We start from the raw sequence: 7,793 nt of genomic DNA, 5'->3' as shown, positions 1-7,793 counted from the left end.
ATCATCATATGCACATGTCAGATGATCCTGGCATGGCGCATATGGATATGACCGATATGGCCCGCCGCTTTTGGTGGTCTTTGGCGTTGATGGTACCCATTATTATCATTACGCCACTGATGGGTATGACTTTCCCCTTCACCTTGCAATTCCCAGGTGATACTTGGGTCACGGCTATTTTGGCCACGATCTTATATATCGTCGGCACAAAGCCCTTTTTTGTTGGGGCTAAAGCCGAGTTAAAAGCTAAAAGACCAGCAATGATGAGTTTGGTGAGTCTCAGTCTGCTCGTGACATTTTGGTACTCGATTTACGCCTTAGTGGTCAACACTTTTTGGCCAACGGCCCATGTAATGGACTTTTTCTGGGAATTTGCGACCCTGACCGTCATTATGCTGTTGGGTCACCGCATTGAAATGGCGGCCACAATGGAAGCTGGTGATGCCACTGCCAAGTTGCGCGCCTTATTGCCTAACACCGCACACGTGAAGCACGGAGATCATTTTATGGATATGCCGGTTTCAACATTGAAGCCAGACATGGTCGTGCAAGTCTTAGCCGGTGAAGCTTTTCCTGCCGATGGGGTTATTTTATCGGGTGAAAGTCAAGTCGATGAATCTCTCATGACTGGTGAAAGCCGTTTAATTGATAAAAAGCCCGGTGTCTCGGTTGTGGGTGGGACGATTAACGGTAATGGGACCCTGTTAGTAAAAGTGACTCACGTAGGTGCCCAATCATTTATCGGAAAACTCCAATCAACATTAGCCGCCTCACAAAGTGCCAAATCACGCGTTGAAACGATTGCTGATCAAGTGGCGAGTTATCTCTTTTGGGTTGCCCTCTTAATTGCCGGTCTAAGCTTAATGATTTGGACACCACTACACGGTTTGGGCTTTGCCATTAATATTGCCGTGACTGTATTAGTCATTGCCTGCCCACACGCGCTTGGCTTAGCGGTGCCTCTCGTTATTCAACGGACTAAAGCCATTGCCGCCACGCAAGGGATTTTAATTAAGAACCACAAAGCACTGAGTTCAGCTAACCACTTGACTTATGTCTTGATGGATAAAACGGGTACATTAACCACTGGTCAATTCAAAGTCATGCAAGTCGTGACCGATAACTTTGATCAAAAAGAAGCCTTGGGCATCATGGCAGCGCTTGATGCCCAATCAACGCACCCACTAGCCCAAGGGATTGTCAGCTATGCTAAGCAACAACAAGCACCAGTATTATTAGCCACTGATGTTGAAAACATGGCGGGCTACGGTATTGCTGGGATGGTGAATGACAAGCATTACCTACTCGTTTCAGAACGGTATTTGAAGGATCATCATATCCATTACACGCCGTTGGTTGCTGATGGCACAATTTCTTATTTGCTCCAACATGATCACGTCGTGGCGGCCGTCGCCCAAGGTGATGAAATTAAGGCCACTGCGCCAACATTTATTAACTATCTGAAGGCACAACATCTCATTCCAATTCTGGTGACCGGTGATAATGCCCAAGTGGCCCAAGCTGTTGCGGATCAACTGGGTATTACCGAAACCCACGCCCAAGTATCACCACAAGAAAAAATTGCCCTGGTCAAAGATTATCAAAAACAAGGTCAGGTTATGATGATTGGTGATGGGATTAACGACGCGCCGGCGTTGGCCCAAGCAGATTTGTCAGTTGCCATTGGCGCTGGAACACAAGTGGCGCAAGCAGCGGCGGACACCGTCTTAATTGCTAATCAACTCCCAACTATTATTGATTTTCTTAAGCTTGCTAAGCGCGCGGATCGCAAGCAAATTGAAAACCTTTGGTGGGGGGCTGGTTATAACATCATCGCCTTACCACTGGCTGCTGGGGCACTGGCAACCTTTGGTATCATGTTAAACCCAATGATCGGTGCGATTTTAATGTCGCTATCAACGGTTATTGTCGCTTTAAACGCGATGACGCTCAAAGCTTAAAAAAACAGCAACCCTATCGGTTGCTGTTTTTTTGTTGCGCATTTAAGGCACTGAGTTGTTGTTGCATTTCACCTAACATTTTGGTTTGTAATGCCTGAACTTCTAGCATATCTGGATAATCCGTTTGAATTAAACGATCAATCTTGGCATGTAACACCCGCATTTCTTCTTCGGTTTTCAAATTCACATGAAAATCGTTATCTGCATGTAATCGGTCATAATCTGACGACCGGTTTTGACTCATTAAAATTAACGGTGCTTGTAAAGCCGCCGTCATACTCAAAAAGAGATTCAATAAAATAAAGGGATAAGGATCAAAATTTGCGTGGAACACGTGCCAACCGTTCACCACAATCCAAACAACCATGGTGATAATCGCCATGATAATAAAGCCCCAACTACCACCAAATTTTGCAACCTTATCTGCCACCCGCTGCCCAAACGTATAAGTCTCGCGCTGGTGCTTCTTAACATTAATGACTTTAAAATTTTTATCCGTCAAAATATGGGTCAGCTTGTGTTTCATCTGACGATTCATCTGTTGATCAGCCAGCCGCATGGCATTAATGCGGGCCAAACGATACGGTAATAAATGGGCCAAACAAATAAACGCATCACCCTGATGCTCTGGAAAGTCTTGTTGAATGGCCCGCCGTAAATTCGGCTCTAATTCAGGCAGTAAAACACCGTCCACAAATGCTGTTGCCGCACCGTCTACTAAACAATGCTGGTCCCTATTTTTGTCAATCAATGCACCAGCCTCCAATCGCTGTTATTTGCCATCATTATAGCATTATTAGCCACATAAAAAGCCTTAAAGCACCTGCTTTAAGACCAGTTAGCCAATATAATTTAAACAAATAGGCTCATAATCAAGACCATCACAAGTCCCACAACCGCAATTACGGTTTCCAACACTGTCCAAATCAAGAGTGTTTGCTTTACATTCAAATCAAAGTACTCTTTAAACATCCAGAAGCCGGCGTCATTCACGTGCGAAGCAGCTAATGATCCTGCCCCAATCACCAAAACCATTAAGGCTGGGTTCACATGCGAGGCAACCATCAAGGGCTGAACTAAACCAGCTGCGGTCAAGGCAGCAACCGTTGCTGAGCCTAACGCGACACGCAGAATCACGGTAATAATCCAAGCTAACAGCAATGGTGAGATAGCTGAATGGATAAACAATTGTGAAATTTGACCAGAAATACCGCCATCAATCAAAATCTGTTTAAAGGCTGCGCCACCACCAATAATCAAAAGTAACATTGCAATGGATTTGATGGCTTCTTCAACTGTGGCCATCATGTCTGGTGTTTTACGCCCTTGATGCCAACCCATTGCCCACATCGCAAACACCAAAGAGATAATCATCGCTGCGACCGGATTACCAATCATGGTGATAAATGCTGCCATCCCCGTTGGGTTTTTAAAAGGTTGACCATCATTGTAAATAATCGTGTACGTTGTTGTGATTCCCATTAACAAAACGGGGAACAATGATGTCAACACAGAAATACCAAAGCTTGGTGTTTCTGACAACACAAATTGCTTTTCTTTACCAAAAGCGGTCAATTGTCGCTTAATCACAAAGGCATCTGGCGCAAATTTTTGGGCCAACTTAGTAAATAGTGGCCCAGCGATAATCGCCGCTGGTACCGCAACAATTAAGCCATAAACCAAAACCGTTCCAGGGTTGGCACCCAACGCACCAGAAATCGCCGTTGGGGCTGGATGCGGTGGCAAGAAACCATGGGTGACTGACAAAGCTGCTGCCATGGGAATACCAAGATAAAGCAAGGGTACGGCGGCTTCCAGCGCAATCGCAAAGACGATGGGAATCAACAAGACCATCCCAACTTCAAAGAAGAGCGCAATCCCAATAATAAAGGCCGCAATCATGATGGCCAGTTGGACACGTTGCTTACCAAATTTGTCAATTAACGTATGGGCAATCCGATAAGCCCCACCCGCATCAGCGACCAAACGGCCTAAAATAGCACCAAATCCAAAAACAATCGCCAACTCACCTAAAGATGAGCCAATCCCATTTTGAATTGACACGGGAATCTGTTGGAGTTTCATCCCCAATCCCAAGCCAACAACACTCGCCGTTAAAATCAACGCAATAAACGTATTGATTTTAAACTTAATAATGAGTAACAAGAGGAATAAAATTCCAAGGGCCAAGACAACGAAAGACATCATAATGCTTTCTCCATTCTATGTTCAACACTGTGCCAGAACTTATTTTGAATAACCGCAACCTGTTTTCAGTTGGTTTTCTGTATATTCATTACAAGGGTGTAAGTGCTTTTTATGTTATTGTAAACGCTTTCAACAAAATATATTCTATCACAGGCTGTTATAAAAAACTACTACCTCTGCTGACATTTAATACTTTGCTGATTTTACGGCCTTATTTAAGTGTAATTTAATGTAAAAGTGTATATTAGAATGTGTTGATAATTTTTCATCTAAAATTAAGGAGAATCACACATGCGTAAGTACATCGCAGAATTCCTCGGCACATTTATCCTAGTCGCCGTTGGAACTGGTAGCATTGTTTATTCAGCTGCTACAGCACCATCACCACTCACCATTGCCCTAGCCTTTGGCTTGGCATTAACTGGTGGTATTTATGCCTTTGCACAAATTTCAGGTGCCCACTTTAACCCAGCCGTTTCATTAGCAATGGCCATTCAAAAGCGTCTCTCATGGCTTGAATTTGTTGGTTATGTGATTGCGCAATTGCTTGGGGCTTTGGTTGCTTCACTTGCCGTTTACGGTGGTATCTCAGCCTACTTGAAGTCAGCTACTGTGACGCAAGCATTGTCAGGTCAAAAGATGACTGTGCAACAATTCGTTGACATTGCTGGTTTGGGACAAACAAACTTTGCCAATGGTCAAGCCTTGACAGCCTTCATGTTCGAATTAGTTTTGACTTTCTTATTCGTCCTTGTGATTTTGATTGTCACAAAGTCAGCTAGCGTACCAGCACCCCTTGTAATCGGTATCTTATTGGCAGCCTTCATTATTGTCGCATTGCCAATTACTGGTGGTGCCCTTAACCCAGCACGTGCTTTGTCACCCGTTATCTTTGTGAAGGGTAACGCGCTTGGTCACGTTTGGGTCTATGTTGTCGCTGATTTGCTTGGTGGTGTATTAGCAGCCTTTGCCGCTAACTACCTCAACAAAGATGTTGACGCAGCCGCTTAAATCAACAATATAAAAAGCAGCGCTTGATGCGCTGCTTTTTATATTGTGCGTAATTGTCTCGGGAAATCTGTCGGGATGGCCCCGCTAATCGTTGTCGTGCCACCATCAAAAGGTAATGGCACAGTGATAGTTGCTGCATGTAACATCATGCGCGTCGCGGATGTTTCTGGCTGATAAAGCGGATCCCCAATAATGGGATGACCAATGCTTGCCAGATGAACCCGTATTTGGTGCATCCGCCCAGTATCCAATTGCACCCGTAGCAATGAATTTTGATAAACAGTATGGCTTAGTGCCCAATAGGTTCTAGCGGGTTGGGACGCGATGCCATTGATGACCCGTCGGCGTTCATCGTGTGGATCAATACCAATCGGTGTGTTGATCTCACCCGCTGGCTTGTCCACTGCGCCCTGTACCCAAGCCAAATACGTCCGTTTAATCGCTTTTTGCGCGAGCAACCGATTGAGAATAGGCACAACCACAGGATTTTTCGCCACAATCACGGCACCCGATGTATCACGATCAATCCGATGCACCATATAAGGTCGTGCCGGTTGGCCTGCACTCATGAGATGACGTGCTTGGAAATCCACCGCCAAATAATTCAGCAACGTATCCGCTTCATGCGGTGCATGTGGATGCATTTTCATGCCGGCTGGCTTATCGACTACGACGAAATCATCATTTTCAAAAATAATCGGTACCGTTGCTTGTGCATTTGGCGTATAATGCGATTCACTAGTCCGAAAATCTACCGCATCAAATATTAATTCCAGTTGATCCTCTGCTTGAAACACATAATTAGTGGACACCGCTTGCCCATTGATGTGAATATGCTGCTTTTGTCGCAAAGCCCCACGTAACCGTTGCGGGATCAACCAAGCTTTTAAAGTGTCTTTTACTGACTGTCCAACGCGCACCGTCGGCACTGTCATGCGATAAATCCAAGTTGTCATGCCTGATTGTCCGTTTGTTGCGCTGCTTTGTCAGCCGCGACCAGATGATAGACAACTTTCCCACTATCATCTAATGATACATATAATAATTGCGTTTCCTCGGCATCAAAAAAGCCCAGATTGACCATATATTTTCCTTGGTGCGTCTCTAATCCTTGGAAAGCTTTTTTCATAATATGTTGAATCACGCCAACATTTTCAATTTGTTCATTAGCGGCTCGTACGGCCTCATGTAACGACTCACCATCATCTAAGTGTTGCTTGATGATCGTCACCTTGACGTAGGCTGGAAAACCATATAGTCGTGACTCTTGTTCATCGTCACGCGCAATGGCTGATACATAGCCTTGCTTTTCCCAGTAACGCAATTGGCGCGTTGATACGCCCGTCATCCGTGCCAGTTCACCAATTCGAAACTGTAAATTATCAAAGGTTGGTTTCTTAAATTTCCCGATATGCTTCGCATGAGATTCTTCAGTCATGATATTTGCCTCTAAGAGTATTATATTCTTGTCAACTTAGTTGTCAAATTTTTGCTGAAAGACGGCTTCCCATTGCGCCAAAATTGGCGTAATTTTAAAGTCTTCAACCCGTTGTAAACTTTTTTGGGCATAGGCTGCACGTTGGTCCACATCTTGTAACAAGGGTTCAATCGCAGTATATAATGCATCTACATCAGCATTGGGGGTTAAAATTCCATGCGCTCCTTCAGCTAATACTTCCGCAGAACCCGTATTACGCATCGCTGCAATTGGTAAACCAAAGCTCATCGCTTCGGCCAATACCAATGGTAGCCCTTCCCAGCGTGACGTCTGAACAAATAAACTTGCTTGACGATAGTGTTCACGCAAGGCATCATCTTTCAATGGTCCACGATAAATGATTTTATCTGCGACTTGATGTTGATCAATCAGTGCTTCAAATGTCGCCATATCCTCGGCTGAGCCACCACCAGCAATCGCTAATTGCCAATCGGCTGGTAATTTGTCAGCGAGTTTCACTGCAAAATCAATCCCTTTATGCTGAATCGCAATTCTTGCCGTGAAAGCGATCACTTTCTGATTTAGATCGGCTTGCCCACTGGGCGTAATCGTCAAGGGGTTCCAAATTTTGACTGTCCGGTTATAAGCAGAAAAACCTGCTAAATCAGAATCCGTTAACGCCACAATCACATCCAAAGCCCGTAATCCCGCATTAAATTCATCCTGCATCGCCGCGTAATATTGCGTTTGATAGGTTGTCACATTATTGTGCATCCAACCAATCAATTGGGTATTAGGCAACGTTAATTGTGCCGCAAAGCTCGATAATAAGCCCCCTGCCAAAATTACAACATCAAACTGGCGCGCAACCGTTTCAAATTCACGAATTTGTTGCGCAAAACGTTCAAAAGGTTGCGCATCATTATCTAAGGTTACCGGCGTCTCACTCACTAATAACGGCGCCGCCAACGTATAAAAAGGTGTCATATCAGAAAAACTGTAATAGGTGACATCGTGGGTTGCTGCTAGGGCATTCCCCACAACGGTTGTTGCCCGCTTCATGCCACCCAAACCAATATTTTCTAAACCAATTAAAATCTTCATCCTATGCCTCCCAATTAACATCATTTCTATTGTATCAAAAAAAGCCCGTTGCGTTATCGTATCGCAATCCG

7 protein-coding genes are annotated in these 7,793 nt (G+C 44.6%); 2 read left to right on the top strand and 5 right to left on the bottom strand.

The features are described from left to right. The coding region (locus ACW12G_RS03545; protein WP_455647283.1) for a heavy metal translocating P-type ATPase at window positions 1-1,961 on the top strand (1,961 nt) is incomplete at its 5' end. Window positions 1,962-1,974: 13 nt separating this feature from the next. On the opposite strand, the gene ACW12G_RS03540 is transcribed toward ACW12G_RS03545, so the two are convergent. Then, a complete protein-coding gene (locus tag ACW12G_RS03540) occupies window positions 1,975-2,712 on the bottom strand; it encodes a DUF1003 domain-containing protein (RefSeq protein WP_455647282.1) in 738 nt (245 codons plus the stop codon). Window positions 2,713-2,813: 101 nt separating this feature from the next. After that, the gene (locus ACW12G_RS03535; protein WP_455647281.1) at window positions 2,814-4,169 is read right to left on the bottom strand and encodes a gluconate:H+ symporter; all 1,356 of its coding nucleotides are present in this window, start codon (window positions 4,167-4,169) and stop codon (window positions 2,814-2,816) included. 291 nt (window positions 4,170-4,460) lie between these two features. Between ACW12G_RS03535 and ACW12G_RS03530 the strand changes: the two genes are divergently transcribed. After that, complete coding sequence (locus tag ACW12G_RS03530) at window positions 4,461-5,180, top strand: MIP/aquaporin family protein (protein WP_029510047.1); 720 nt, start codon at window positions 4,461-4,463, stop codon at window positions 5,178-5,180. 38 nt (window positions 5,181-5,218) lie between these two features. Here ACW12G_RS03530 and ACW12G_RS03525 read toward each other — a convergent pair whose 3' ends face one another. The 3 genes from ACW12G_RS03525 to ACW12G_RS03515 are packed head-to-tail and all read right to left on the bottom strand — an operon-like array spanning window position 5,219 to window position 7,722. After that, window positions 5,219-6,136, bottom strand: a complete 918-nt coding sequence (locus ACW12G_RS03525) for an RluA family pseudouridine synthase (RefSeq protein WP_146975882.1) — start codon at window positions 6,134-6,136, stop codon at window positions 5,219-5,221. After that, window positions 6,133-6,618 (bottom strand): MerR family transcriptional regulator, encoded by a 486-nt coding sequence (locus ACW12G_RS03520; RefSeq protein WP_048700245.1) that lies wholly within the window; start codon window positions 6,616-6,618, stop codon window positions 6,133-6,135. The genes ACW12G_RS03525 and ACW12G_RS03520 overlap by 4 nt, the downstream gene beginning before the upstream one ends. Window positions 6,619-6,654: 36 nt before the next feature. Beyond that, window positions 6,655-7,722, bottom strand: coding sequence for a glycosyltransferase (locus ACW12G_RS03515; RefSeq protein ID WP_455646683.1), 1,068 nt, complete (start codon window positions 7,720-7,722; stop codon window positions 6,655-6,657). Between the last annotated feature and the right edge of the window lie 71 nt (window positions 7,723-7,793).

The organism is Leuconostoc sp., from assembly GCF_965300815.1.
The sequence above is the reverse complement of the archived record's forward strand: the minus strand, read 5'-3'. Positions and strand labels throughout refer to the sequence as shown.